General features: G+C 32.2%; 16 protein-coding genes. 8 read left to right on the top strand and 8 right to left on the bottom strand.

Annotation, left to right across the window (positions count from 1 at the left end; genetic code table 11):
- Positions 1-181: 181 nt before the first annotated feature.
- The 4 genes from GKZ86_RS07485 to GKZ86_RS07470 form a co-directional block, all read right to left on the bottom strand.
- The gene (locus GKZ86_RS07485; protein ID WP_194632500.1) at positions 182-1,549 is read right to left on the bottom strand and encodes a HAMP domain-containing sensor histidine kinase; all 1,368 of its coding nucleotides are present in this window, start codon (positions 1,547-1,549) and stop codon (positions 182-184) included.
- On the bottom strand, positions 1,539-2,231 hold the full coding sequence (locus GKZ86_RS07480) for a response regulator transcription factor (protein WP_154782490.1): 693 nt from the start codon (positions 2,229-2,231) through the stop codon (positions 1,539-1,541). The genes GKZ86_RS07485 and GKZ86_RS07480 overlap by 11 nt, the downstream gene beginning before the upstream one ends.
- Before the next feature lie 132 nt (positions 2,232-2,363).
- Positions 2,364-3,194: an SDR family oxidoreductase gene (locus GKZ86_RS07475; protein WP_154782489.1), complete on the bottom strand. Its 831-nt coding sequence runs from the start codon at positions 3,192-3,194 to the stop codon at positions 2,364-2,366.
- A 76-nt stretch (positions 3,195-3,270) separates the two neighbouring features.
- On the bottom strand, positions 3,271-4,176 hold the full coding sequence (locus tag GKZ86_RS07470) for an AraC family transcriptional regulator (protein ID WP_154782488.1): 906 nt from the start codon (positions 4,174-4,176) through the stop codon (positions 3,271-3,273).
- Between the two features lie 238 nt (positions 4,177-4,414).
- On the opposite strand from GKZ86_RS07470, the gene GKZ86_RS07465 reads away from it, so the two are divergent.
- From GKZ86_RS07465 to GKZ86_RS07455, 3 genes are all read left to right on the top strand, one after another.
- Positions 4,415-5,170: a polysaccharide deacetylase family protein gene (locus GKZ86_RS07465; protein ID WP_228526574.1), complete on the top strand. Its 756-nt coding sequence runs from the start codon at positions 4,415-4,417 to the stop codon at positions 5,168-5,170.
- Between the two features lie 164 nt (positions 5,171-5,334).
- A complete protein-coding gene (locus GKZ86_RS07460) occupies positions 5,335-8,724 on the top strand; it encodes a glycosyltransferase (protein ID WP_154782486.1) in 3,390 nt (1,129 codons plus the stop codon).
- A gap of 135 nt (positions 8,725-8,859) precedes the next feature.
- Positions 8,860-9,414, top strand: a complete 555-nt coding sequence (locus GKZ86_RS07455) for a hypothetical protein (protein WP_154782485.1) — start codon at positions 8,860-8,862, stop codon at positions 9,412-9,414.
- A 104-nt stretch (positions 9,415-9,518) separates the two neighbouring features.
- Here GKZ86_RS07455 and GKZ86_RS07450 read toward each other — a convergent pair whose 3' ends face one another.
- The 4 genes from GKZ86_RS07450 to GKZ86_RS07435 form a co-directional block, all read right to left on the bottom strand.
- Positions 9,519-10,742: a hypothetical protein gene (locus tag GKZ86_RS07450; protein WP_154782484.1), complete on the bottom strand. Its 1,224-nt coding sequence runs from the start codon at positions 10,740-10,742 to the stop codon at positions 9,519-9,521.
- 3 nt (positions 10,743-10,745) lie between these two features.
- Complete coding sequence (locus tag GKZ86_RS07445) at positions 10,746-12,509, bottom strand: hypothetical protein (protein WP_154782483.1); 1,764 nt, start codon at positions 12,507-12,509, stop codon at positions 10,746-10,748.
- Between the two features lie 2 nt (positions 12,510-12,511).
- A complete protein-coding gene (locus GKZ86_RS07440) occupies positions 12,512-13,975 on the bottom strand; it encodes a toll/interleukin-1 receptor domain-containing protein (protein WP_154782482.1) in 1,464 nt (487 codons plus the stop codon).
- Between the two features lie 119 nt (positions 13,976-14,094).
- Complete coding sequence (locus tag GKZ86_RS07435) at positions 14,095-16,725, bottom strand: patatin-like phospholipase family protein (RefSeq protein WP_154782481.1); 2,631 nt, start codon at positions 16,723-16,725, stop codon at positions 14,095-14,097.
- 709 nt (positions 16,726-17,434) lie between these two features.
- On the opposite strand from GKZ86_RS07435, the gene GKZ86_RS07430 reads away from it, so the two are divergent.
- From GKZ86_RS07430 to GKZ86_RS07410, 5 genes are all read left to right on the top strand, one after another.
- Positions 17,435-18,019: an RNA polymerase sigma factor gene (locus GKZ86_RS07430; protein WP_154782480.1), complete on the top strand. Its 585-nt coding sequence runs from the start codon at positions 17,435-17,437 to the stop codon at positions 18,017-18,019.
- 89 nt (positions 18,020-18,108) lie between these two features.
- Positions 18,109-19,047, top strand: coding sequence for a FecR family protein (locus GKZ86_RS07425; RefSeq protein ID WP_154782479.1), 939 nt, complete (start codon positions 18,109-18,111; stop codon positions 19,045-19,047).
- A 137-nt stretch (positions 19,048-19,184) separates the two neighbouring features.
- Positions 19,185-22,565, top strand: coding sequence for a SusC/RagA family TonB-linked outer membrane protein (locus tag GKZ86_RS07420; protein ID WP_230328242.1), 3,381 nt, complete (start codon positions 19,185-19,187; stop codon positions 22,563-22,565).
- Positions 22,566-22,572: 7 nt separating this feature from the next.
- Complete coding sequence (locus GKZ86_RS07415; RefSeq protein WP_154782477.1) at positions 22,573-24,006, top strand: SusD/RagB family nutrient-binding outer membrane lipoprotein; 1,434 nt, start codon at positions 22,573-22,575, stop codon at positions 24,004-24,006.
- Positions 24,007-24,014: 8 nt separating this feature from the next.
- The gene (locus GKZ86_RS07410; protein ID WP_154782476.1) at positions 24,015-25,589 is read left to right on the top strand and encodes a calcineurin-like phosphoesterase family protein; all 1,575 of its coding nucleotides are present in this window, start codon (positions 24,015-24,017) and stop codon (positions 25,587-25,589) included.
- Positions 25,590-25,596 lie beyond the last annotated feature (7 nt).

The following is a 25,596-nucleotide window of genomic DNA, read 5'->3' as shown; positions in this document are numbered from 1 at the left end:
TTAGGCAGATTTAAACTGATTTTTATTTTTTAGGATGTGTTGAATTTTCTCTCTCGCAGATTTTGCAGATTGGGCAGATATAATTTTAAATTTTTATAAAATTTGAGAAGAAAAAAAATCTGTTTAATCTGCAAAATCTGCGAGAGAAAAAAAACTTTACTCAATTCTCTTTGCCCGATATTTAAGGAAATACCAAAGAAAACGAAGTGCCTTTTCCGAGTTCAGAATCTACCAGTAAAGTAATATTATGAAGTTTGAGAATTTGCATCGTTATAAAAAGCCCTAATCCTTGTCCTTGAATATGACGCGTATTATCATTTCTAAAAAAAAGATCAAAAATAGAATCTTTATCACTTTCAGAAATTCCGGGACCTTTATCGGTAATCTTTATAAGAAGTTTGCCTTTTTCTGAAAGTGCAAAAACATTAACCTGTTCAGGTAATGAAAATTTTATGGCATTATCCAATAAGTTATACAAGGCAATAAAAAGCATGTGTTTATTGGCGTAAACAGAAAGCAAATCTTCATGCTCTGCAATTTCATTAAGATTTACAGCAACTTTAGATTCCGGATATTCGATGGCTTTTTTCTCCAGAACATTCCATAATATTTCATCTATTCTGATGGTTTCCATTTGTTGCGGTTCAGAAAGTTCCAATCCCGATAAAACCAAAAGTCCTTCTAAAGTTGCTTTAAGATGTAAAGTATCTTTTCGCAGTGATTTTAATATTTCTTCGTATTGTTCGTTCGTTCTTGGCTGTTGCAGCGAAACATCGATATCACCAATAATAATAGTAAGCGGCGTTTTTAATTCGTGCGAAGCGTTTTTTAGGAAATTATTCTGAATCATAATGCCACTTTCCAATCTCTCTAAAAGATAATTGAAAGTGGTAACCAATTCTTTAATTTCATCTTTACGATTCGTTTGCGGAACTTCTAATCTCGAATGAAGATTTTCGGTTGTTATGGTATTTACTTTCGCAATCACTTCTGTAAAAGGTCGGAATGTTTGTTTGGCTAAAAAAGTTCCTAAAAGATAATTTAAAGGAATTCCAGCCAAATAAAACAGAATAAACATAAACCCAAGTATTTCAAGCTGTCTGTTTCCGGCACGATCGATTCCTGAAACAACAATGATAAAATCGCCCTGATTGTCTTTATAAAATAACCCGACAAACTGCCTGTTGTTTATCGTAAAGGTTTGAATTTTGTTTTTTCTGATAGCGTTTAAATATTGATCACTTAATGTAATACCAATATTATCTTGTAAAAAAAGCTTTTTTGTTTTCGCGTCATAAACCCGTATCGATTCATTATTGATTCTATTATACTGCAGTTCAATTTGACGATAACGCTCGCTGCTAATTTCTTTTATCTCATCTTTTTCAAAATAAAAAAGAGCCGTTGTCATTGCATGATCTTCAAGATTATCAAAATAAAGATCTTTCATGTGACTTCTGAACAATAAAAAAGATCCGGCCATAAGAAGTCCGACTATAAAAGCAAAAAGTAAAGTAGAATTAACGGCTAACTTATTTTTAAGATTCATAACTCTTTTGTTTGAGCATATATCCTGTTCCTTTTATAGTATGAATCAATGGAGTAGGGAAGTTTTTATCTATTTTATTTCTTAAATAATTAATATAAACATCGATAGTATTTGATGTAGTATCAAAATCGATATTCCAAACCGCTTGTGCAATTTCAATTCGGGATAAAGCTTTTTCACGGTTTTTCATAAAAAAGATCAAAAGCTTCAATTCTCTCGAGGACAGGTTTAGTTCTTTTCCGTCTCTTGAAGCGCTTTGTTCTTTCATATTAATTTCGACTCCGGCATACGACTGAAAATCGAGAATTCCGTTGCTAAATTCAGCACGACGAAGCTGCGCATTTATTCTCGCCAGCAATTCTTCAAACAAAAAAGGTTTGGCCAGATAATCATCGGCTCCGGCTTGCAAACCTTTTACTTTTTCGTGCGGCGTATCGAGCGCGCTCAAAATAAGAATTGGTACGATTATTTTTCTGCTTCTTAAAACTTCACAAACTTCAAATCCTGTAATATCCGGAAGCATAATATCGAGAATAATAATATTATATTCATTCTCCATAACTTCTTTTATGGCATCAAAACCTTTTGTAATTGTTTTAACCTCATAAAGATGTTCTTCGAGTCCTCTTGTAATAAAAGAGGCAACTCTCGGATCGTCTTCAACTAATAATACTTTATTCATAAGTGAATATAATTGGCGTGTTTTTAATCAAGAGTCTTATTTCTTTATAATTCAGTCGAAACTACTCAAGTTATAGATTATAAAAGTAATTAAAAGTATGACCTCTCGCAAAAAAACAAAAAATTCCAAAAGTTAAAAATCAGTAGAGTGAGATACATCTTTCCAGATAGCCATTTCATCATTTGTTTGTTGCAATTTATTTTTTGCACGATTATAAGCATCACTTCCTAAAAATAAATTAACAGCGGGATTTTGGCTATTTGTTAATTCCAAAAATGTATCTGCTATTTTATCCGGGTTTCCAAGCTGAACACCATCCATATTATTCATTTTTTTACGAGATTCACGTAGATAACTATAATCATCAATCTGGTTTTTGTTGTAGGCTATAGCGTCTGCATTGGCAAAATTGGTTCTAAACCATCCTGGTAAAACATTAGTAACATTTATGCCTAATGGTTTTAAATCATTAGCAAGAGCCTCTGATAAGCCGCTAACTGCAAATTTAGCAGCACAATACATTGACCATCCTGATCCCGGAGCAAAACCTGCTATAGAAGAAATATTAATAATATGTCCTGAGCGTTGTTTTCTTAAATAAGGCAAGGATTGTTGAACGACTCTGACAACCGCAAAAAAATTAACCTCAAAATTTTCAATGATTTCTTCAGTTGTAAGTTCTTCGAGTGCACCACCTAAGCCATAACCTGCATTGTTTATGACAACATCCAGTTGGCCGAATTTTTCGTGTACTTTTTTAAAAGATGCTGCGATCGAAATTTCACTTTTTAAATCTACTTCAAGTGGAAGAAAATGATCTCCATACTCTTTAAACTGTTCGAATGAAGCAATTGATCTCGAAGTTGCAGCAACGAAGTATCCTTTTTTTAATAATTGTCTCGTTACTGATAATCCCATTCCTTTAGATGCTCCTGTAATATACCAAACTTTTGTTTTTTTCATGTTTTCTATTTTTAGGCAAAGATAGAGTTGTCATGAGTTTAGGATTTTGTTGTAATCAAACCAATTATTGTCAAATTCAAACCTGCCTAAAGGCAGATGGATTTACTTTGGTGTTTTTTTTGAAAAATTTATTAAAATGAGCCTGATCTTCAAATCCAAGGACATAGCTAATTTCTGCAATATTCCAATTGGTGTGTTTTAATAATATTTTTGCCTCTGCAATTAATCTTTCAAAAACATGTTCTGTCGTGGTTCTGCCGCTATGTTTTTTGACAGCTCTGTTTAAATAATTTACATGAATAGAAAGTCGATCTGCAATGGCTTTGGGAGAACGCAATTCGAAACGCTGTAAAGTCGAGTCAATAGGAAATTGACGTTCGAGCAATTCAATAAACAAAGTCGTAATCCTGGAACTGGCATCTGGATGCTGAAAAACTTCTTCAATAGGTTTAAGTTGAATCGAAAGATAAATTAATTCACTAACGTAGCTTTTAATTAATTCATATTTATAAATATAGTCTGTGTTTAAAGTATTAAAAATCTTTTTGAAAATGCTTTCAACTTCAGAATTGAGTGCCGGATCTAGTTTAAAAACAGGTACAGTACCGGTACTGAATAAAGGCAATTCATTAAGGTTAATTCGGAAACTTTCATGAAAGAACTCCTCTTTAAAAACACAAAAATAACCTTTTGTATCAGGGTCAAGGACATCATAAGTATAAGGAACACGAGGATTAAAAAACAGCAAAGTATTATTGCTTACCTCAATACTTTTATCGGCATAATGAAAGACATTTTTACCCTGAAACAGCATAATTTTATAGAAATCTCTTCTAATATAAGATGGAGACGTCACACCTTCAGCGATTCTGTCTTCAATACGAAACACATTAAACTGTCCGATATCTTTTTTAAAATTCTCTGATAGATCCTTAAATTTTTGCTTGTAAAATTCCTCAAGGGATTCTGTAGATCCTGACATAAAAACATTTTATTTGTAAAATTGAAACTTTTACAAGTTAAGTTATTTTTTGATAAAGCTTAATAAAATCTTATATTAAATAAGCAACTGTTTGTTATAAATAAGAATGAAAATGAATTTTAATTAATGAAATATGTATCTTTAAAATTAAAAAATGATGTATTTTTCATTTTGAATTTTATATGGTCGTTTATCTTAATCGAAATTTACATTTATGAAGCTATTCTTTACTAAAACAATGCTATTTTTAATATTGGTTACTTCTTTTTCCTGCGACACCAAAAAACAAAAACCAGAGCCAAAAACTTATAAGGCAGGCGTAATTTTATCTTTTGATGATGCGTATGTTGATGAATGGTTTGAAGCAGATCAGGCTTTGAAAAAATACGGATGGAAAGCGACTTTTAATGTTTGCAGAATTGATTCTATTGGAGCTCCCCAAATAAAAAAACTTCTTGAAATGCAAAAAGAAGGACATGAAATTGCCGGTCATGGCTATCATCATTATAATGCTGTAAAATTTGTTCAGCAAAATGGCATTCATGCTTATATGAATCAGGAAATAGACCCAATGATTACCTCTATGAAAAAGCTTTCTTTTAAAGCGACTTCATTTGCATATCCTTACGGAGAAAGATCAGACGAACTTGATAAAGCTTTGTCTACAAAATATAGGATTATTAGAGGAAGAGCTTTTGGAGGCGAACTTCCGGAAAAGCAAGACAGTTATTTTAATAATTCGAAAATTGTATTTGCTTTTGATATCGATAATAGTCATGTTCATTTTAGTATTCCGTACGTTTTAGAATTATTGGATTATGCTAAAAAACACAATAGGATTTTGCTTTTGTGCGGACATAAACCAGTCAAAAACGTAACCGAAAATTATCAGACAAAAATAGAAACACTGGAGTTTATATGTAAATACATGAAACTTAATGATCTTAAATTCTACAGATTATCTGATTTAGATGATTTGCTTCCTCAGAAATAAATGTTTTTTTGCTACAGTTTAAAATGATTCGCACAGATTTTTTAAATCATTTTAAACTTTTAAATTTGAATAAAATTTTTAACCTGAATTTTCGTATGTGTTATATTTTTTGAGAATCAACAGAATCAAAAAATAACGTATATTTATGCATCAAATGAAAAACTATGGATCACAAAAAGCAAGTATTTCAGACTGAAACAAAATTACGCTGGAGAACTTTTCAATGGTCAACCAGATTGATCATTTTTCTCATCCTTATGCTGATTCCTGTTTTTATTATTACACTTCACAGAGGTCTAAAACCTTCTTTGCCAATATTAGGGAATGATACTTCGGCACAAAATTTAGTAAACCCAATCAATCCGGCAGAACTTACGCCTAAGGAACTTAGAAAATATAAAGGTTTCGATAGTTTTTTGAGATCTAAGGCAAAGATAGAAAAGCTAAAAAAACAAAATCAGGCAATTGATTTTCCTCAAGTTCGTGCGGCTTTTTATGTCGATTGGGATCCGCAAAGTTTGTTCTCACTTCAAAAAAATGTTGACAAGCTCAATATGGTTATTCCCGAATGGTTTTTTATAGACCCAAAAACAGATTTGCTGCGTACAGAAATAGATACTGCAGCATTAAAAATCATGAAAAAATCGGGTATAAAAATTGTTCCTCTTATCAATAATATCAACGATTCTAAGGGAGAAGGGGAGTTTGATGGTGATTTGATTCATCGCATATTGCACGACGAAGCAAAAAGAGAAAGACTGATTAATGATATTGTCAAAAACCTTAAAAAATACAATCTTCAGGGAATTAATATTGATTTTGAAGAATTTAAAGAAAGCAGTGACGAACCCATAATTGCTTTTCAGAAGGAACTTTACGATAAATTGCATGCCATGGGATTTATCGTTACGCAGGATATTATGGCAAATGACGAAGATTTTAATATAAAAGCATTGTCAAAATATAATGATTATATGTTTCTTATGGCCTATGATGAACATTATAGCGGTAGTGTTCCCGGCGCAATAAGCAGTCAGAAATGGATAGAAAGAATTTTGGATCAGATTGCAAAAGAAATTCCGTCGAACAAAATTATTCTTTGTTTTGCCGGTTATGGTTACGATTGGGAAGTAGGCAAAGAAGCCGTAACCGTAACGTATGATGAAGCATTATCACTGGCAAAACAATACGGGGCAAATATAATTTTTAACAACAACAGTTATAATAATTCCTTTAATTATACGGATGGAAGAGGGAAGAAGCATCAGGTTTATTTTACGGATGCGGCGACTAATTTTAATACCATTCGGTTTGCAGATGAATATGGAACGGCCGGAACTGCTTTATGGAGATTAGGCAGCGAAGATGGCAGATTATGGCATTTTTATAATAGAAGTTTAACGAACGAAAGCATTGACAAAACAGCATTTGATTTTAAAACATTAGAAAAAGTACACATGAGTTTTTCAACACCGGATTATATTGGTGAAGGAGAAATTCTGAATGTATTGACAGATCCTCAACCGGGAAAAATCAACCTTCAAACAGATGCTAACGAATCTATAATTACAGAAGAAAAATATGTAGAGTTGCCAACAAAATATGTGATAAGTAAGTTTGGAAATGTACATAATGAAGTTCTGTTAACTTTTGATGACGGTCCGGATCCAACGTACACGCCACAAATTTTGGATATTTTAAAACGTGAAAAAATTCATGCCGCTTTTTTTGTTGTGGGACTTCAGGGAGAAAATAATATTCCGCTTTTGCAGCGAATTTATAGTGAAGGACATGAAATAGGAAACCATACTTTTACGCATCCTAATATTGCAATCGTAAGTAAAGAACGGGCTTCTGCCGAAATGGAAACTACACGGTTATTAATAGAAGCTGTTACAGGAAGAAGTACAGTGCTTTTTAGAGCTCCGTACAACGCTGATGCCGAACCAACAACAGAAGCTGAGCTAAGACCTGTTGCGCTGAGCAAAGCCCAAAATTATTATACCGTTGGAGAAAGCATTGATCCTAATGATTGGGAAAAAGGTGTTATTGCAGATAGTGTTTACGCGAGAGTTGTAAGAGAATATGAAGCTGACCCAAGCAAAGGAATTATCCTGCTTCATGATGCCGGCGGAAACAGAGAAGCAACCGTAGAAGCTTTGCCAAGAATTATAAAATATTTTAAAGACAAGGGAGTTCAGTTTACAACAGTTTCTAAGTTATTAGGAAAAAGTAAAAACGATATCATGCCTGAAGCTAAAGGCAGTTTGATGACGATTGACAATATAATTTTTAACTTAGGATATTGGTTTGGTCATTTTATAACTGCAGTTTTCTGGATCGCAATTCTGTTAGGATTCTTCCGTATTTTACTGATGGCAATTATGGCTTTTCTGAAAAAATGGAAAGACTATAAACATCCACTACATTATAATACAACGGGAAATATTCACCCAAAAGTCAGCATTATTGTGCCTGCTTATAATGAAGAAGTAAATGCTGTAAAAACGCTTCATAATTTGCTCCGACAAGATTATCCTAATTTTGATATTATTTTTGTAGATGACGGTTCAAAAGACAGCACCTATAATAAAGTTGATGCAGCATTTAAAAACCACGATATTATAAAAGTGCACACAAAAGTAAATGGAGGTAAAGCCTCTGCGCTTAATCACGGAATTGCAATAACCCAAAGTGATTTTGTAATTTGTATTGATGCTGATACACAACTTAAAACTGATGCTCTTTCGCAATTAATGAAGTGTTTTACTTTGCAGTTTAAAAACAATGAACAAGTGGGTGCCGTTGCAGGAAATGTAAAAGTAGGAAACGAGAATACGATGCTGGCCAAATGGCAAAGTATTGAATATACTACGGCACAAAATTTTGACAGAAGGGCTTTTGATTTAATTAACGGAATTACGGTTGTACCTGGAGCTATTGGCGCTTTTAGAAAAGAAGCGATCGAAATTGCGGGAGGTTTTACAACCGATACACTTGCCGAAGATTGTGATTTGACTATCAGGATTTTACGCAATAATTACCGAATTGTAAATTGTGTCGAAGCTGTAGCGGTAACCGAAGCTCCGGAGACTTTGAATGAATTTATGAAACAGCGTTTTCGTTGGAGTTATGGTATCATGCAGGCTTTCTGGAAAAATCGTGATGCTTGTTTTAATCCAAGATATAAAGGTTTGGGGATGGTTTCGCTGCCGAATGTTTTGATTTTTCAAATCCTGCTTCCAATTTTTGCGCCTCTTGCAGATTTAATTCTGATCGTAAGCTTAATCTGGAATCATAATGACACAGACAGTCTTCATAAAATAGCTATTTATTATCTAGTATTTATGTTTGTTGATATGTTGGTGAGTGTGATTGCTTTTATTTTCGAAAAAGAAAAATTAAGTAAACTAATCTGGCTTATTCCGCAACGATTTGTATACCGTCAATTAATGTATGTCATTTTATTCAGGGCAATAAAAAGAGCGATTAAAGGAGAAAGCCAGAGTTGGGGAGTATTAACCAGAACAGGAAATGTTGGATCGTTAGATTGATTTTATGTGTTTTGATTTTAAGCATAGCGCTGACTTAAGCATTGAAGCTCTGAAAGACATCTTGACAAAAATAAGGTTAAGAATAAAGATCATTTTAGAAATTTCATATAACATATTTAATAAGAACTTCAACATATGAAACATACAATTTTATTTGCAGGACATATGATTGATAAAGAGGACAGAAAAGAACCACGTTTTTCTGCTAGTAAAGAAATGTTAGTAAGAACTGAGATTTTGAAGCAATTAATAAAAGAAAAAGAGAGAGAAACCGAAGTGTTGATTGGTATAGCAGGAGGAGCATGTGGCGGAGATATATTATTTCATGAATTGTGTAAAGAAATAGGTATAAAATCTGAAATTTATCTTGCTTACCCTGTTGAAGAATTTAAAAAACAATCAGTTTCATTTGCAGGAAAAACATGGGAGATGCGTTTTGATCGATTAATTAATAAATTGCCTGTTCATATACTACCATTAGAAAGAAGCAAAATCACTGAAAATGATGCATGGGTTGCCGTAAATTTATGGATGCTTGATTGTGCCTTTCAAACAAAAGAAAAAAAAATTACACTCATTGCTTTATGGGATATGAAAAAAGGAGATGGCAATGGAGGCACAGCACATATGATCGATATAGCAAAAAATAAAGGAGCGAGAATAGATATCGTTAATATCAATGAAATCTAGAAAAAAATAAAGTTTAAAATTTAATTTAACAAATCTTTGCTCGTTCTAAAAGTGAGTTAATTTTAAAATCATTTTTTAATTAAATCTCTTCAGAGTTTTAGCTTTTATTCTTCCAATAAAGCTTGGATTTTATCCATATCATTATTGATAATACCAGCTTTTCTAAAATCTTTAAAATCACCTAAAAAAGCTTCTTTAAAAGTTTTATATTCACTAAAAGAATCAAACTGAAGATCTTTAAGTTTTAGATAGAGCTCTTTGGCTTTTTCAAATTGATTTGTAAACAAATATGCGTGAGGTATGTTTCCCTCGGCAGTTTTATTATCATTTCTGTACTCAATACTTTTATTAAAATATTCTAATGTATTATCATATTTTTGACACAATAAACTAAACCAACCAAAATTATTGTAATGTTCTGATGTTTGTTCTTTCGCTAAATATATATCTACGGGATTTGTTTTTAAATATCCTAAATCGAGAGAAACTAAATTTGTATAATATTCTAAAAAATCAATATTCTTGTTCCCAGGTATAGCTTTTATATAAATATAGTAATCTCTGTATTCAGCTATTTTAGAATTATCAGATAAAAACAATTCTTTGAAATGACTATCACCTGTATTTTTATAGTAACTATTAGAAATAGCATCTCTTGTAATAGGATTGTCTTCGACACTTAAGATCTTTTGAGTAATTCTCTTAGCTAATTCAGGCTCTTTTTTTTCCAGACTAAAATTTAAATAAAGCAATAATTGATAAATACTATTTTCTGTTGTTACTAATTTTTCAGTTTTTGCAAGCTCTTCTTTATATTCTAATCTAAAAAGACTATACTTTGCATCGGTATTATCTGGTTCAAATTTTAGAATTTTTGAATATAGTTTTTCAGCTTCAGTGAATTTGTTGTTTTCTAATAATAGTTTTGCATAATCAGAATAAATCGTTTTGGCTTCTTCTAAAAGGGAGTTGTATTTTTTTTCTATTTTTGATAGCACTTTCGTTTTAGGAATCGTCGGTTTTTTACGAGGGAATATCATATCATTAGATTTTATTTCGCCCAATGCAATTCTTTCATTTAAACTATTTAAATCATTTTCAGCGTTATTTATTTTATTTCTTGCTAAATCTACGTAAGTATTTGCCATATCCCATTGAATTGCCCAGTTTCTTGCCTTCTTATAAGATTTGATTGCTTCATCTATTTTGTTTGGTATATATCTATCTCCTTCTGAGATGTAGCTCTTAAATACTCTAGTTTTATCTGAGATATTTTGAGAATAAGCGGTAAGATTAAATAGTAAAATTATGCGTAGTAAATTTTTCATGATCTATTTGTTTTTTTTAGATTTTTCATCAATATCTTTTATCTTTTTCTCAATTTCTAAATATAAAGTGTCTGTTTTGTAGTCTATTAAGGAGTTTTTTAAAAATATTTTAGCCTCTTCAAGATACACTTTTGCAGCATCAAAATCTTTATCTTCAATTAAAATATCTGCGCTATTTATATTTTTTTTAACATATATTTTTGACAAATCTATATTTTTAGTTTTCATTTTCTCGACGTTATAATATGATATGAATACAAGCCCAAATAATAAAAGACATATAGTGGCAATACCAATGCTAATTTTATTCTTAATTTTAATTTTTCTATAAAGTTCTTTTATGTCTGAGGCTCCTTTCTTTTCTATTTCTAAATCCCTTTTGAGTTTTTCTGTTTCTTTTTCTTTTAGGATTAACTCGTGTTTTTGCTGGTCTTCTGAAACTGGTTTTATAAACCGGTCATGACATAGTTGATAATATTTTTCTCTTCCATAAAGAACGACTCGTAATAAACCGGTCATGAGTAATTCATCTACTATTTTTTGGTCGATTTCCTGAGTTTGAGCTTCAATAATCCACCCAGAATTAACAAGGTCTCTACGATTATTTACAACCAAAAGATCAGTAATTTTGTTTTTTTTACTCTCGAACTGATCTTCAGTGAGATCGAGTTTTGATTTTAATATATCCCAACAATTGTTGTAAAATTCGTTTATAATATCTCCCAGATTTGGAATATCTTCTTCGGTTACTATATATGGTTCATTAATATTAGGTTGCAATTTTGTTTTTTCAATGCAATTTTTTTCTATGTTGGTGGCCACTATCTGAATTTGTATCGGATCAATTAAACCTGTTTGACTGTCTGCAATCTCATTTATTAAGTGTGTGACTAATTCATCGGATTCAAACTTAAATTTTGGTGAATAGAAGTCACCAGCGACTAATGCAGGTTTGGTTAATGCAATGAGTGCATTTTGAAAAGATAATGGATTTAATATAAAGTCATTTTTAAGTATATTTGGAAAATAATCAGCCAGTAAAGTCATTGTACCTAACCGATCTTCTCTAACAATAAAAATGGCTTTGGCATCCAACGGTTTTTCAAAAAAACTTATAATGTTATTTAACTCATTTTTTTCCTGCTCATTTGCATTTTCATTACTACTCATCTCTGACGCTGCTTCTTTTATATTTTCATAGATTAGTTTTGGCATTTCAGTATTAAGTAGTTCTGCTAATTCTTCTTTAAAATATTTTATGGTTTCAAGAGGATAACCTTGTATCTCTTCAAATTGATCAAATATTAATAATAATTTTAATTTTTCGGAGGCCATTTTTTTTGCAATCCACCATAAAGAATCCGGATTGTATTTTTTTAAAGGAAGTTGAATCTTATTTAATCGTGGAAATTCACTTTTAATTTTTGTTAATGTATCCTCTATTAAATCTTCTTTACTAATTGAGATTTGTCTGTCTTCATTTTTTGCAGTTTTTTTTAAAGAATCAAAACGGATTGTAATTGGTAAATATTTTGAGAAATTAGGATCTTGTAATACAGATTCATTTTGTTTTTCATCTAAAAAAGGTAAAAAACCTGCCTGAATGAGAGAACTTTTCCCAATTCCAGAATCGGCATGTAAAACAAGAGTTCGATTTAACATTACTTGTGTATAAAAAGCATCAATTTCATCTTCTCTTCCACAAAAAATGGCACTGTCTTTTGTGGTAAAATAATTTACACCCGGATAGCGATACGTTTTTTTCATGATTATTGCTTTTTCATTGTAGTGCATACTTCTTGGATAAATTCTTCAAATTTTTGCTTTTTAGAATCTTTTATGATAAACTCTTGTGGCAATATTGTTGTGTCTTTTATATAGATATCGCTATAGTCTAAATCAAGATAAATCTGATCGGCAAGTTCAGCTAGGAATGTGTCAATAAATCTATAAATGCTAACATAATCGTCATAATTTCCATTCGATAATTTGGTTTGATCTTTTAAAATGATTTGGCATTTATCAAACCAATATTTTTTATATTTTGAAATACTATCTGTTGAATGGATATCAGCATCGCTCATTATAATTGTAAAGATTCTTTTGTCTTCATCAGAATAATTGTGTATGCGATAAGCTTCGATCATACAATAAATAGAAGTGAGGTATTTATGACTAATGACTCTAATAACAGATTTTCCGATACCAATATGAGTCATAAAAGAATCGATGCTGTCGCCATATTTTAAATCATTTCGATCTCTAAAGAGCTGAAACAAGTTATTTTGGTTGCATACATTGTTCTTGAATTTATCTTCAATAAGATTTACAATGTTTTCTCTTTCTAAATTACTATCGTCTTTTCGTGCGTAGGATATAAAAGTGCTGTATGCACTATTTTCATTTCTAGTTCGTAAACTTTCCAAATCTATTTGCTCACAACATTTAATAATATTATGAATGCATTGTATTGGGTTTTCTGCCGTAAATTTCATAGCGAATGAATCATTCATAATAATTGAAACATTCTCATTTTCGATAATATTAGTAGAACTGATGTTTGTTTTCAAATCATTATTAGAGGAATTCACAATAAGTTTATGACAAAGGAGTTGGTATTGCCACGAATCGAATTTAAATCCTAAAAAAATAAAACTACTAGCAGTTTCATTTAAAAATAATTCTATGTTATCGGGCAATGATTTTTTAGGCAATAAATATTGAATTGTTTCGTAAAGTTTTTTATGGTTAAGTATAAGTGACTGATCTGCTTCTATAGAACCAAAAATATTGTAAATTACAGGTGTTTCTTTTGATGGTAATGGAATAGAATTAAATATTGTCTTAGAGTCTTTTGTGAAATAACCACCTGAAAAATTAATACCTTTACAATTGTATGTTCTGTTGATTGCTTTGTCTGGATTTACATTGATAATTAAGGGAAACGGAATTCTGGAAATCATCTCTATTAGCACCGGATCTCCAACACTTTCATAATACTCGAGTACTTTATTTACAATCGAATATCTGTCAGTACTATTGTTAAAATAAAAAAGATTCTCCAAATCAAAATATTTGCTATTATTTGGCATAATATCTCTAAAATAAGTTTTATAACCAATACCATCTTTATTAATAGCTAATTCAGGGCCTAAAATCAAAACACATTGCCCTCTTGGTGAAGTAATATGTCTGGCGATTGTTTTATATGCATTTTCTATTTCTACGGCCATTTTTGTATGATTTAATTGTTTTACAAATAATTCGCTAATTTGATTTGCCTGAGCATTAAAAATTAAACAGAGGTGTAATTTATTTTCATAATAATTTCTCAATTAAATTAATAATTAACTTATTTTATTTTTCCTAGTTTATTATATAAATTATTGCATATCAATAAGTAAAGATTAGATAATATAAAGCCCGTAAAAATGATTGCAATAAAAAAGATATTTTTCTTTACTCTACTTTTTACATTTATGTATTTAGCAAACTTATGGTTCAGGGCTACGACAAATAAAAGAACGATCGAGGCTATTTCACGATAAGTAAATCCAAAACTAAATACCGGGGTTGTGTTTCCCCAATTGTTATAAAAGTATATTACTAAAAATAATGATATGGCAATACCTAGTAAAATAGTAATATAACGTAATGGTTTAGACAGGCGCAAAATTTTAAAAGGCACATAACTACTTACTGTAAGTTGATTGATTAATCTAGATTCTTTTGCAGGAAGTGTACAGCTCGCTTCAATATTTTTAAACTTCCATTGTGCTTGGGTATGATCAGATTTATAATCCACTTCATTAATAGTTTGCTGATATCCGCTAAACATCAACGCATAAGATTCTAATTCATTAAATGAATCTAAGTCTGTTCTAATTTCTGAAAGCTGTTGCTGAATTTTCTTCATCAAACCGTAATCTAATAACTCATTGATATCTTCAATTTCAGCATCATGAAGAATTCTTCTATTTACGTCAGTACAATTGATCCAACTTACAGGAAGCTGCCCTAATCCTTTTTTTAGGTGTACAATATAAAGTTGGTTGATACTATCGGTATATTTTCGGGATTTTAAATCAAGTAATTGTATTTCTCTTACACGTTCTTGGAGGATACTGTCCACCCTTAAGAAAAGAGATAACTCATTAGAAACACTTTTGTAACTATTGGCCATCTGAGCGCTACCATCGCTTATAATAATAGAGGTGCACTCTTGTTCTAATATAGAAGCAATCCCCTGATTGTCATGAACACCACCATCTATTAATTCTAAATCAATATCCTTGTATAATCCGCTTAATAATAAAGGCTCAAAAAGAACCGGAACACAAGAAGAAGCTGCAACAGCATATCCTAATCGAAATTTTTTATATTCTTCGGGTGCATTTTGATAATACATCCTGCGTAATCTCGGTTTTACATCAAGAACATCAGAAATATATGTTGGTGGTTCACCCATCCAGGATGCTGTAAATTGCCAATTATGTCCAGTATTTGCAGATGTAGCATTTAGGATTAATTGAGGAACTTTGTTTTTTCTTTTCCAATTGTCATTATAGATATTAAAACCTATGACATTTTTCGGATTGATAAATAAATCACCCATATAAATGGCGGTTACTTTTTTTTCAAGGTACTTATTAAATAATGGCAAATAAAAATATTTTTCATACAACTCTCCTAATCGATAACTACGGGAATATTTCTTTTCATTGTACATTTTTATATTTTTAAAGAGATTTGAGAAAACCTGAACTCTTAGGTTTTTTTCAACAGCAGCCTGAAATTCAATTTCTATTTCTTTAATAATAGTTACATAATCGCATTTGGTTATTTGCTCGTCATCTTTGGTTTCCAGTAAATTTTTTAATTTTAAATAATAATATACACCAATAATAGAACCACCAGACACGCAAGACATTACTTCGATGTCTTTTAGCATGTCTTTTTCAGCCAGACCAGCCAAAACGCCTATATGAAATAATGCCGCTCTAAATCCTCCTCCCGATAGTCCAATTCCGACTTTGCCTTCTTTTTTAGATTCAAATTCAGAGGTTGTTAAATTGTCCTCTTCATTATTCTCTAATGCCAAAAAACACTCTTTCTGTTTTTTGGTATCTATTTTTTGTATTTCAAACGGATGGTCTTCTGGCAGATCCTTAAATTTTTTTTCTGTTTCCTGAAATGCTGCAATATGATAAAGTTGTTGAACAAATGTTTTTACTTCCCAATTCTCATGATTTTCAGAAATATATAATTTGATAAAATGTATGGCATTATCGTATTGTCTCGTTCCAAAATAAGCTTCGGCTAATGTGGCATAAAACCATTTATCAGGAACAGTATTTTTTAGAGATACAGTATTTTCGTTAACATATCTATTTATAATATCTTTCCGCACATTTTGTGAAGTAGTAAATCTTTTTATTATTTCATCAGTTATTTCTTCTTTCAGCTTAAGCTGTTCCAAATTTTTACAAGCAACTAATTCGTTTATATAGGCATAATTTATTGCTGTATATTCAGAATACAGATGCAAATAATTATTTTTCCATAACTCATATCCCTTTTTATAATATGCTCTGGACTGTAATAAATTTTTAAACTGATGGTTAAATTTCCATTTGTTTTTATAGATAGCGCCGGCAATTCCTAGAGTTTCGCAATCATCAGTATCGTCTAAACTACAATATGTTTTTAAAATATTTAAAGCTTTATCAAATTTAAAATAGCCAGATAATGTAGTGTCTTTATAAATATTCTTTGCCAGCTTATGATACATATCTATTGATACTGGTTCTCCTTTTTTTTCATTTTCATCAATTTTTGCCAATAAAATTTCTGCAGCATAACCAAATTGGTCATATTGTACTAAACCCTTATATAAATCATCAAAAGTTATTTTACTACTTGTGTTTTCTCCTCTTAGATGATTTTTAGCTAGTTCTATTAATTTATATTTATCTGTTTTCATCAAAATAAATTGTTATGCTATTTTAATTTTATCTTATATTAATAAATACTTATAGTTAAAGATTTGCAGTTCTGGCTTATTTATATATTATTAGAAAATTTAATTGAGAATACTACTTTTTCTTATTTAATTAATCAAATTGTATGCTTGATAAATCATTTTTTTTATTCTTTTATGTTTCTTGCTCATTCTCTTTTAAGTTTAATGAGAATTTTTAAAATATTATATTTAATAAATTACTATTTACATAGTAGAACATATTTAATTTATTATTGAAACTTGCATATTTTTTTTTAGATTGCTGAGTTTCAAATTAAAATACACAGAATGAGATTCCAATGTGAAATTAAAAAATACAAATGAGATTGCATCAGGTAATAATACGTGTTTTTACTTTAAAGATTTTGTAACTATTTAATTATTAGTTGTTTATTGTGCTTTCAGTTGTTTTTCATTATAAGATTTCAAGGTAGACAAGAATTTTATGAAAGAATTTTTATATATGCAGATAAATTATGAATTTCTTTGTTGTAAAGAGGTTTAATTGTACTTTATAATAGATTGCATAAAACATAGCTGTATAGTGAATGTTTATTATGGGATACAGGACTGAAATTTCTTTTGAAATAAAATTAACTTAACATAAAGTTAAATTAACTTTTTAGGTATTTTTTATCTGTTAGTTTTCATTTGTGGTTATAATCTATCCATGGAAAACTATCTTTTGAAAATGTCTGATGATGAACTCCAGAAATTGATTTCTCAGGAAAATCAAGAAGCGTTTGCCATTATTTTTAATCGATACTGGAAAAGACTTTACACTTATGCTTTTAAGATTTATAAAGATGAAGCAGTTTGTGAAGATATTGTTCAGGAGATCTTCATTAGTCTTTGGAAAAATTCAGGTAATACAGTCATTCTTAATCTGGAAGCTTATCTTTTAAGAGCCGTAAAATATAAAATTGCCAATCAAATCAGGAACTTAAAATTCGACAAAGAACAGCTTGATGTTCTTGAAAGTATTCCTGCACCACATTTTACTATAAACGACATTGAATATATTGAGTTTGAAAAAGGTATAATGGACCAAATCAATCAATTGACACCAAAGTGCAGGGAAGTTTTTTTGTTAAGCCGTGTGGATCATTTTACCAATGCAGAAATTGCAGAAAAACTAAGTCTTTCAATTCATACTATAGAAAAACATATCAGCAATGCTTTAAAGCAACTTCGTTTAAATGAGCATCATAATTATCTTCTTTTTTGGTGGGCCGCTTTCTTTTATGTTAACTAAAATAACGCTGTTTTAAGAAAACGTTAAGCCTGCTATTTCGACTACTTGTTTAAAACAAAATTGGTGACTTATCTATAAAAGCACTCATTTTGAAAAAAGAAACCCTTTTGCTACTGGCAAAAAAATACACAGAAGGTACTTGCACACCTGAAGAAAAAATGGCAGTTGAAGCCTTTTTTGATAAGATGCAAAATAATGCAACAGATCATGTAGATCAAATTTCTGATGCAAAAGGCGAAGTTATTTTAGGTAAGATATTCCAGGAATTGCGAACCAAGCAATCAGGAAAATTCAGATTCCAAAAAGCCTTAAGAATTGCAGCGATTTTAATTCTGGCACTTGCAATTTCTTTTTCGGTAGCAAAATTTGCACTTACACCAAAAGAAATAACTCAAATAGCATCCAAAGGAGAAAAAAAAGAAGTCTTTCTTGAAGATGGCAGTGTGGTTATACTAAACTCCAATAGTAGTATTACCTATTCTGAAGATTTTGAAACAGCCCGAAATATTAGCCTTAGCGGCGAAGCTTATTTTAAAGTATTTCACGATAAAAACAGACCTTTTGTTGTACAAACCCATGACGTAAAAGTCAAAGTACTTGGAACTTCATTTGATATCAATTCTTATAATCACAGACAAACCAAAGTAAGTGTTCTTACCGGAAAGGTTGAAGTTACTGCTCCAACAGGAAAAAAAGTACAAATCACCAAAAACCAGGAAGCTGATCTGATAACAAATTCTGATTTCCAAATTTCTGAAGAAGACAGTATGGAAAGAATTGCATGGACAAGCAATATCATCATTCTTAAAAATACAACTCTGGGCGAAACGGCAAAAATCATCGAAAATTGGTACAATGTCGATATCACATTTGAAGATCAGGCACTTCAAAAACTAACCATTTCAGGAAAATTTAAAGAAGAAAAACTTGAAAATGTACTGGAAAGTATTGCCTTTTTGAAACAGCTAAAAATAGATTATATAACCCAAAACCATATTGTTATAAGAAGAAAGACCAAAAGCCAATAATATAGAAACCCGCTTCCGGTGCAACGGAAACGGGCATTATAAAACAGACTATAAATTAAATTCACAGCCCAATAGTAATGAATACGAAACTACAATTTTTTTTCAATAAGTATATCAAGATGAAAAATCTTTACTTAATGATGATATTATTAATGTCCTGTTTGGGATTTGCCAAAGAGCAGTCGATAAAGGATACACAAATCAGCCTTAATCTTAGAGATGTTACCATCACCGATTTTTTTAAGGCAGTTGAACAAAAAACAACATTTACATTTGTCTTTGATGAAAAAATATCGGGGACTTCACAGCGAATTTCTATTTATGCTGAAAAAGAAAGCCTTGAAGCCGTACTCTCAAAAATAGCAGACAAAACAGGATTATCTTTCAGAAAAATCAACAACACGATTACTGTTACTAAAAATCTGCGTGTACAAATGTCAGTACGAGGAAAAGTACTGGATGAAAGCGGAATGCCTATGCCGGGCGTTACCATACTGGAAAAAGGAACAAAAACGAGTACTATGACTGATATGGAAGGAAATTTCAGTTTTGCTGTATCCGGTTCTTCAGCCGTTCTTGTTGTTTCTTATTTGGGTTATGTTTCTCAGGAAGTTGCAACAAGTACTTCAGCAATCACAATTACGATGAAATTAAGCACAAGCGAGCTTAATGAAGTTGTTGTAACGGCTTTAGGAATTAAAAGAGAAGAGAAAAAACTTGGTTTCTCGCAACAAACCATAAAATCTGAAAGCTTATCGCAAGCCAGATCCAATAACTGGTCATCAGGACTTAAGGGAAAAGTGGCAGGACTTAGTATTATTTCTACAGGTTCAGGCCCATTAAATTCACAACAAATTACCCTTCGAGGAAACAGATCGCTAAGTCCAAAAGGAAATTATGCGCTTATTGTTGTAGACGGCGTACCGGTAAATGCAGAGATGACAACTTCTGGTTCTACAAGCGCTTATATGGGAGAAGATTCTCCTATTGATTACGGTAACGGAATTTCTGATCTAAATCTTGATGATATTGATAGTGTAACAGTATTGAAAGGTGCAGGAGCAACGGCACTTTATGGTAGTCGTGCGGCAAACGGAGCACTTATCATTACTACAAAATCAGGAAAGAAAAATAAAGGACTTGGTATTTCTTATAGCACGGGCGCTGCTTTTGATAAAATACAAAGATGGCCGGATTATCAATATAAATACGGACAAGGAACAGGAAATTCTCCTGACGCACAAGGTAATCAGTATTATTCGTATGGAAATTCTGCAGACGGAACTTCTACAAGTGGAACCAGCAGTGCGTGGGGACCAGCTTTCACAGGACAGAATTTTTACCAATATGATCCAGCGCTGCAAGGGCAATCTCCTCAAAGAGTGCCGTGGCAATCTTACGGAGACAACCGTAAGGATTTCTGGAGAACAGGAATGACATTAAATAACAATCTTTCGATTCAGGGAGGCGATAACAAAGGATCTATGCGCTTGTCTTTGGGAAATCAAAAAAACGAATGGATTATGCCTAACACTGGTTATGACAGAGTTACAGCAGCAGTAAATGCCAATTATCAGGTATCGGATAAAATTAAACTGGCTACTTCTGTAAATTACAATACCAGAAACAGCGAAAATTTGCCTTCTACAGGATACAATAATGGATCTATTGCTTATTTTATGATTTTCCAGCAACCTAATATTGATCTTGACTGGTATCGTCCGATTTGGGAAAAAGGAAAAGAACAAATTCAGCAATTACATCCTTTCAGTTCTTTTATAGATAATCCATATTTGATTGCTTATGAGGCGACTAATACATTAGACAGCGATCAGATTGTTGGGAATCTTTCTGCCAATATTACGCTTTCGCCAAATCTGGATTTAATGCTGCGCTCTTCTATGAATACCTACAATCAGACCAGAGAACAAAAAAGACCTTACAGTATCAACCGATATGCAAAAGGATTTTATGAAAGACAAGATGTATTCAAACAGGAAATCAATTCAGATTTTTTACTTTCTTATAAAAAAGATTTTAGCGGAAAGTTCTCTCTTGCAGCTTCGGCCGGAGGAAATTCTATGAGTTATAAATACAGAAGAACAGAGGCAGAAGTAACAGGTCTTGTTGTGCCTGGAGTTTATAAACTTTCAAACGGTTCAAGCGCTCCGATTTTAACTTTAGGAGATGCCTATAAAAAAATGAACAGTTTATATGGAGTAGTTTCCATGTCTGTTGGTGAAACGCTTTTTGTTGATATTACAGGAAGAAATGACTGGACGAGTACACTTCCTGTGGCAAATAATTCATTCTTTTATCCGTCGGTTAATACAAGTTTAATCGTTTCAGAAATGGTTAATTTACCTAAAACAATAGATTACCTAAAATACAGGCTTTCTTTTGCTCAGGTTGGAAATGATACAGAACCTTATAAAACTCAAAAATATTACGGACAAAGTGCTTTTCCTAGTTCGGCACAAACGTTAACGGTTTTGTATAATGATCATTTTAAACCGGAAATCACAACAAGTTTTGAAACTGGTTTTGAAATGAGAATGCTGCACAACAGACTTACGGCAGATGCTACATTTTATGAAAGTGTAACCAAAAATCAGATTATTGATATACCAATGGATTTTTCAACTGGATATAGCGGAGCTGTATTAAACGGTGGAAAAGTAAAAAATCGTGGTGTTGAATTATCGCTTGGCGGAAAATTTATTGACAATGCAAATTTTAAATGGAGTACGAATGTAAACTGGTCGCGCAATTGGAATAAAGTTATGGAACTTCCGGAAGGAATCGATGGTCAGCAGATTATCGGAACTGGTGGAACGGCTTCTATTATTGCGAAAGTGGGCGGAACTACAAGTGCCATTTATGGATTCGGTTTTGTAAGATCGCCAGAAGGTAAAATTGTTTATGACAGCGCAGGATTACCTGCTTACCCGGAACAAATACAATATATAGGCGATGCAAGTCCGGACTGGAAAGCGGGTCTGACGAACAGTTTTTCTGTTGGAAATTTCACTATGAATGTGACAATTGATGGACAGTACGGCGGTATGATTTATTCTATGACACACCACAAACTTGCTGAACAGGGTAAATTAAATTCAAATGAAATGGGTAGGGCAGACGGTTATATTATAGGCGATGGTGTAATTCAGAATGCTGACGGATCTTATTCTCCAAACACAAAAAAGGTAGCCACAGCCGATTATTATGTGCGTTATTATCGCAGAGCCAATATCGAATCAAATTCATTTGATGCTACTTATGCCAAATTGCGAGAAGTAAGCCTTCAGTACAATATGCCAAAAAGATGGCTAAAAGATACAGGACTTCAGTCTGTTCAGTTTTCAATTTTTGGTAGGGATCTGGCTGTTATTTCAGATTTCCCTATTTATGATCCGGAAACCGCAGCTTTAAACGGTGATACTATTTTGCCAGGTGTAGAGACAGGACAAATGCCGTCTCCGGCTACTTATGGTTTTAATTTAAGTTTGACTTTATAATAAAACAATGAAAAAAATAAAAATTACAGCAATAATTCTTCTGCTTTCAGGAATGAGTATTTCATGTTCGGCTGGCTTTGAAGAACTTAACGATAACCCAAATCTTATTTCAGAAATAAGTCCGGGTACATTACTTAACCCAATTATTTACGGGGTTGCTTCTCAAAATGCACTTCAAAGTGTTGATGTGACCTTCAATCTAATGCAGGTTTCACTTCCGTTTCCAAGTATAACAGGAGGATTACACCGTTATGATGTGAGTAACAATATTGGTAACTCGGCATGGAACAACTATTATAAATGGCTGTCTAATATCAGAGAAATGCGTATGGCTTCAGTTAAAGCCGGAGACGTTAATTATGAAGCTATTGCATTAACGCTTAACGCGTTGGTCTATGCTAATCTTACGGATCTGTTCGGGCCTGTTCCTATGACCGAGGCCGTTCGTGGTGAAGATGGTATTTTATATCCAAAGTATGATACACAAGAGTTTATTTACGAAACGATTCTGGCAGATTTAGAAAGAGCCAATACGCTTTATGATGTTAGTAAACCGATGATATATGCAGAAGATATTTTATTTCAGAATAACGTTTCTAAATGGAAGAAATTTACCAATTCATTAAAAATGAGATTGCTGTTAAGAGTTTCAAACCGCACAGAAATTCATGCTTTTGAAAAGCTTGCTAATATGAGTGATCATCCTGAAATTTATCCGGTTTTTACAACTACGGCTGAATGTGCCATATTGAAAGTGACCGGAATTTCTCCAAACGTTTCGCCGTGGGGAAGACCTCAGGATTTTAACCTAAACATAAAAATGGCTTCGTTTTTTATCGATAACCTAAATACGCTCGAAGATCCAAGAAGAGCAATAATTGCAACAGGAGCTACAGCTTTGGTAACAAATGCGCCAATTGGTTTTAAAGGAATTACGAGCGGTTATGCAGGAGCAGATTCGCAGTTTAAATACAATGCCTCTACACTATTGAATGTGCAGGCAACAAACCCAATGCAAATCTATATTTTGACTTATGCCGAGGTAGAATTTATCAAAGCAGAATTGGCTCAAAGAGGTCTTATCGCTGATGCTGCCGGTCATTATGTAAAAGGTGTAAAAGCAGCTATCGAACAGGTAAAAGCCACAACTCCGGCAACCTATTTTGACAACGTGCAGGCACAATATGATGGTACATTAGAAAGAATAATGCTTCAGAAATATTATGCACTTTATTTTACCGATTATCAACAGTGGTTTGAATACAGAAGAACAGGATTACCTGTATTACCAACAACAACGGCCATGCTTAACGGAGGAATTATGCCTTCGAGATTTACATATCCGGATAATCAGCAGATTAAAAATACTGAGAATTATGAGGAAGCGATTCAAATGATTGGAGGAGATAATATTAATTCTAAAGTCTGGTGGGACAAATAAAATTTAAAATGAAAAAGATATTTATATACAGCACATTGTTGTTTTGCAGTATTTTAACAGCACAAACAGCCGTAAAAGGAAACGTATTTGAAGATTTGAATCAAAACGGAAAAAAAGACAAAAAAGAAAAAGGCATTTCAAATATTGCCATTACCAATGGACGTGAAGTAGTTTTAACGGATAAGAAAGGAAACTATGAGCTTCCGTTACAAAATGATGCTATTATTGCCGTAATCAAACCTTCAGGTTATAAAATTCAGGCGAATGCGGATAATGTGCCACAGTTTTTCTATAATTACAAACCTGCGGGTTCGCCAAAATCAAAGTTTGAAGGAGTTGCACCAACAGGAAAACTTCCGGAATCAGTTGATTTTGCATTGGTTCCGCAAAAAGAAACAACTGATTTCACAGCACTTGTTTTTGGAGATCCTCAGCCTTATAATCTTGAAGAAGTTGATTATTTTACAAGAGGAATTGTTGCAGAAGTACAAGGTATCAAAGATGTTCCTTTTGGTTTAAGCATGGGAGATTTGGTTGGTAATGATTTGAGTTTATTTAATCCGTATATTCAGGCAGTCAAAAAAATAGGGATTCCGTGGTACAATCTTTTAGGAAATCATGATCTTAATTTTGATGCTAAAGCAGATAATCTGGCTGATGAAACTTACGAAGCTCATTTTGGTCCTGCTAATTATGCTTTTAATTATGGCAAAGTACACTTTATTATCCTTGATGATGTTTTGTATCCAGATCCAAGAGACAATGAAGGATATTGGGGAGGTTTTACAGAAGAGCAAATGAAGTTTATAGAAAATGACCTTAAAGTAGTGCCAAAAGACAATTTGATTGTAATGGCTTTTCATATTCCATTGAGTGAACCGGACAGCAAAGACGATTCCTTTAGAGATGAAGACCGTCAAAAGTTGTTTGAACTGCTAAAAGATTTTCCAAATACACTTTCGCTTTCGGCACATACGCACATGCAGCGTCAGGATTTTTTTGATAAAAAAGATGGATGGTTACAGGAAAAACCACATCATCATTATAATATCGGAACAACTTCTGGCGATTGGTATTCAGGAAAACTGGATGAAAAAGGAATTCCAATTTCCGTTATGAGAGACGGAACACCAAAAGGATATGCATTCATTCATTTTGCCGGAAACCAATATACGGTAGATTATAAAACAGCAGGAAAACCGGAGAATTATCAAATGAAAGTTTTTGCCCCAAAAGTGGTTGCAAAAGGAAAACGTACCAAATCTGGCGTGTTTGTCAATTTCTTTATGGGAAGCAAAAAAGATAAAGTAGTGTACCGAATTGATGAAGGAGAATGGAAAGAAATGGATTATGCAGAAGTACAAGATCCTTCTTATGTAGAACTTGTTTACGAATGGGAACTTTCAGAAGTACTTATGCCGGGAAGACGTTCTTCAGATCCTGAAAAAAGTACCCATGTTTGGAGAGGAGATATTCGATCAGATTTAGCAATCGGAAATCATACTATCGAAATTAAAGCTACAGATATGTTTGGTAAAGTTCATACTGCAAATAGCAGTTACAGAATAGATAAAGTAAAATAATTCAAAG

This window comes from Flavobacterium sp. LC2016-13 (assembly GCF_009707955.1).
GTDB lineage: Bacteria > Bacteroidota > Bacteroidia > Flavobacteriales > Flavobacteriaceae > Flavobacterium.
Note: the sequence above shows the minus strand (reverse complement) of the source record. Positions and strands in the feature narration are given on the sequence as shown.

Coding starts and splice junctions, on each gene's coding strand:
- GKZ86_RS07485 (WP_194632500.1), bottom strand. CDS start 1,549: ATGAATCTTAAAAATAAGTTAGCCGTTAATTCTACTTTACTTTTTGCT.
- GKZ86_RS07480 (WP_154782490.1), bottom strand. CDS start 2,231: ATGAATAAAGTATTATTAGTTGAAGACGATCCGAGAGTTGCCTCTTTT.
- GKZ86_RS07475 (WP_154782489.1), bottom strand. CDS start 3,194: ATGAAAAAAACAAAAGTTTGGTATATTACAGGAGCATCTAAAGGAATG.
- GKZ86_RS07470 (WP_154782488.1), bottom strand. CDS start 4,176: ATGTCAGGATCTACAGAATCCCTTGAGGAATTTTACAAGCAAAAATTT.
- GKZ86_RS07465 (WP_228526574.1), top strand. CDS start 4,415: ATGCTATTTTTAATATTGGTTACTTCTTTTTCCTGCGACACCAAAAAA.
- GKZ86_RS07460 (WP_154782486.1), top strand. CDS start 5,335: ATGGATCACAAAAAGCAAGTATTTCAGACTGAAACAAAATTACGCTGG.
- GKZ86_RS07455 (WP_154782485.1), top strand. CDS start 8,860: ATGAAACATACAATTTTATTTGCAGGACATATGATTGATAAAGAGGAC.
- GKZ86_RS07450 (WP_154782484.1), bottom strand. CDS start 10,742: ATGAAAAATTTACTACGCATAATTTTACTATTTAATCTTACCGCTTAT.
- GKZ86_RS07445 (WP_154782483.1), bottom strand. CDS start 12,509: ATGAAAAAAACGTATCGCTATCCGGGTGTAAATTATTTTACCACAAAA.
- GKZ86_RS07440 (WP_154782482.1), bottom strand. CDS start 13,975: ATGGCCGTAGAAATAGAAAATGCATATAAAACAATCGCCAGACATATT.
- GKZ86_RS07435 (WP_154782481.1), bottom strand. CDS start 16,725: ATGAAAACAGATAAATATAAATTAATAGAACTAGCTAAAAATCATCTA.
- GKZ86_RS07430 (WP_154782480.1), top strand. CDS start 17,435: ATGGAAAACTATCTTTTGAAAATGTCTGATGATGAACTCCAGAAATTG.
- GKZ86_RS07420 (WP_230328242.1), top strand. CDS start 19,185: ATGATGATATTATTAATGTCCTGTTTGGGATTTGCCAAAGAGCAGTCG.
- GKZ86_RS07415 (WP_154782477.1), top strand. CDS start 22,573: ATGAAAAAAATAAAAATTACAGCAATAATTCTTCTGCTTTCAGGAATG.
- GKZ86_RS07410 (WP_154782476.1), top strand. CDS start 24,015: ATGAAAAAGATATTTATATACAGCACATTGTTGTTTTGCAGTATTTTA.